General features: G+C 66.1%; 2 protein-coding genes. Both read right to left on the reverse strand.

From position 1 onward, the window contains the following. Positions 1 to 1,488 (reverse strand): hypothetical protein (locus VGL40_11290; GenBank protein ID HEY3315844.1); only part of this gene is annotated, 1,488 nt, incomplete at its 3' end. A 3-nt stretch (positions 1,489 to 1,491) separates the two neighbouring features. Further along, positions 1,492 to 3,412, reverse strand: a 1,921-nt coding sequence (locus tag VGL40_11295; GenBank protein ID HEY3315845.1) for a hypothetical protein, incomplete at its 5' end; no start/stop codon positions are given.

Genomic DNA, 3,412 nt, shown 5'->3' on the forward strand with positions numbered 1-3,412 from the left:
CTCGAAGCGGCCCAGCCCGGGCAACACCCTGGCCCCCGTGATGCGGTCGTAGGCGTCGGAGGGGCGGTCGAACGACCCGCGGAGGAAGTGCAGCCCGCCCCACTTGAACGTCGACGGGTCGCGGACCTCGGTCACGAGGCCCCCGGCGTCGTCGAGCTGAGCGGAGTCGGACAGGGTCTGGACCTTCTGGAGAACCTCGTCGATCTCGATCCCGGGCTCCGCCTGGACGTCCAGGAGTGAGGCGAAGAAGTCAACGATGTCGTCCGGCTTGTCGCCGAAGCTGACCTCATACTGGTAGCGGTTGAGATCCCCGAGATAGCGCATGGAGACGGCCTGGATCATGTACCAGCCGGAGAGCCCGAACTTCGGCAGCTCGATCGAGAGCAGCTGGCCGGCCTTGAGCCCCGTCTCGCGGGTCGAGAAGCTCCCCGGGGTGGCCACCTTGGCCCGGGCGGTCAGCACGGCCTGGACGCGATCCTGAGCGGCCTCCAGCGAGGTGATGGACTCGTCGACGATGATGATCTCGCGGATGCCGTCGTCGCCCTCCCGGGCGGCCGTCTCGGCGATGGAAGGCTCGTCGGCCTGCTGGACCAGGAGCGGGATCACCGGGCTGTAGGTGACGTCGATGGTGGCAGCGTCGGCCGGCGTGGCCGTGGCGGCCGCGACCCGCACGAACTTCTCCTGGTGGTTCATGAACCAGGTGAAGCTGCCCTCGTCGTCGAGGTTGTCAACCCCCGGGGCGATGGCTGGCCCGCCGGCGGAGATGGTGACGTTCTTCGGCTTGTAGCCGAGGGAGAAGACACGCTTGCGGCCGTCGCCGGTCAGGTGCTCGGTGATGGCCGCGGCGACGTAGTTCCCCCCGCGGAGGGTGACCTTGTTGACGAGCTGCGACCGGTCCGGATCCACCCGCATGTCGATGTAGTTCTTGGAGGCGGCCGTGATCGTGATCGGGGCGTAGTCGGTCTCGCGGGCGAAGAAGTGGATGTCCTTGAGGCTGTCCGGGCACCACCCGTACCCGCCGGCCCTTGCCGCCAGCTGGTCGAAGCACCACGCGAGGTCCTTGTAGGGGAACTTGATCTTCTTGATCACCGGGCCGTCCTGAACGTTGATAGTCGTGAACCCATCGCCGGGCGCGTACTTCGTGAGGAGGTCGCTGATGATCTCCTTGCAGGTCTTGTTTGTGTACTCTTCGTTGGCAAGGTGATGGGTGAGGTCGTCCGACCAGTCGACGCAGGTGACCTCGTAGCGCATGGCCACTGGTCCCTGGGCCGTCGGGGGCGCGGTGGAGATCCGGCCGCCGAAGATCCGGGTGCCCGCCTCGTTCGTGATGAGCACGGCCTGGCCGACCTCGGCCTTGACCGACCCGTCGCCGGACTCGAGGACGAAGGCGGCCGTGTCCCGGCGGCTCCCCAGCTGGCTGTCGATGTTATATGTCTCCGCCAGGATCAGCGTGGAGCGGTCGACCCCGGCGATCGTCGTGGTCAGCATGGTCTACCCCCGGAGCTTGCGGTTTCGCTTCAGCTCGTTGTACGCATCCTGGAGGAGGTTTCTGGCGGACTGGCGGGAGGTGATCTGCGGGTTGTTAAAAATGAACGTCACGTTCCCCCCGCCGAGGCCGGAGCCGGCCATGGCGGTGGTCTGCTGGCGGTTGAGGACCCACTCGCCGGCGTGAGCGAAGATCCAGCCGTCCGAAGCGACAGAGCCGCCTGACCCGTACCGGCGGATATTGGTCCGCTGGGTCGGCTCCCAGTAGCCGGAGCGGCCTTGGTCAGATGGGCCCGAGGAGCCGGGCGAGCCGGGCGAGCCGGGCGACCCGGCCGCCGGCGTCGCCTCCGGTGCCGGCGGCGTGGCCGGTGGCGTCGTCAGCTGGGCGAGTTTGTTGTTGTACTCCTGCAGGGCGGCGAGCTGGTCGTCGTAGTATTGCCGCGTGTCCCGGAGGGCCCGCTGCTGCCGCTTATACTCCTCGTCGTAGACAGCGACGGCAAGGCCGGTCAGGGCGGTGAAGTGGGCCTCGGCGTCCGTAATGGCCTGGTCGTAGATGACCTTCGCGGCCTCGAGGTCGGCCGTGGCCGCAGCCTGTTTGTCCGCGTAGAACTGGGTGAGATCGGTCTTCTTGGTCTCCAGGGCCGACTTGGCATTGGCGACGTCGGTGTCGTAGGTCAGCTTGGCCGCGTTGAGATCCTGGAGGGCCTCGTCGGCTTTGGTCTGGTAGAGGGCCTTGATGTCGGCGATCTTCTGGCCAGTCGCAGTCTTGAGCGCGGCAACGTCGGCATCATACTGGTCCTGGGCCGATTTGAGGGCAGCCTTCGCGGCGTCCTCGGCGGCCTTGAGCTTGTCGTTCTCGCTTTTCTTTAGGGCTTCAAAGCTCGCCCGGGCGGCGTCGATCTGATCCTGGAGCTTCTGCTTTTGGAGCCGGAGGGTTTCCCTGCGGTCCCACTCGGCCAGGTCGGCGATGGCCCGGGTCTTGTCCGCTTCGGTCTTGGCGGACTCGACGGCCGCGACCTTCTCGGCCCTGTCTTGCTGCCGCTGCCGCTCATCCTCGGCCTTGTCGATGACCTCAATTTGGTCCTGTAGGGCCGAGACCTCGGCGTCCATCTTGTCGTTCGCGATGTCCAGTATCTTGTCGTGGGCCTCCCGGGCGGCCTCGACCGTTTTATCATAGGTCTTGCGGGCGGCGTCTAGCTGGCCCTGATACCCCTGCTTGGTCTCTTCGGCCGCGTCTTTCTCGGCCTGGATCTCGGCGTCCCTCTGGTCCTCGATGTCCCGAATGATGCTGTCGATGAGCTTCTGGTGGTCGTCGCGCTGGTCGGTGTACTGGGCGGCCACGGCCTGGAAGGCTTCCTCGGCCGCATCGATCTCTTCCTGGCAGGCCTCCTCGGCCGCCTTGATCTTCTCGTCGCGCTCCTCGCGGATCCCGGCGATGATGGCGTCGACGGTCTTCTGCCATTCGGTCCGCTGGTCCCCATAGAGACCGACGACCTTGTCCAGGGCGGCCTGGGCTGCGGCGGCTTCCTCGTCATAGGCGTACTTGGCGTCCTCGAGGCGCTGAAGGGCCCGCTCCTTGGCCTTGACGGTCCGCTCTTGGTCGGCCCGCAGCTCCTCGATCTTGGCGTCGTTGAGCTGCTTTTGAGCCGCCGCCTCATCGCGGGTCGACCTGACGACCTCTTTGGATGCGGCAGCCTCGGCCTTCTTCGCGTTGACGAGGTTGTAGATCAGGGCGACGCCGGCCACGAGGGCGACCGCCAGGATGATGTAGGGGTTCATCGCCGCGATGGCGTTGAAGATGGCCTGAGCCTCGGACATCTTCTTGATGACCTTGGTCAGCTCGATGATCTTGAGCGCCAGAACCACACCGCTGCCAACGAGTAGCGCGAGGCCGCCTGCGAAGGCCAGCGTCTGGATCACCGTGTCC

The sequence above is a fragment of the Bacillota bacterium genome (assembly GCA_036504675.1).
Classification (GTDB): Bacteria; Bacillota; Sulfobacillia; order JAJYWN01; family JAJZPE01; genus DASXUT01.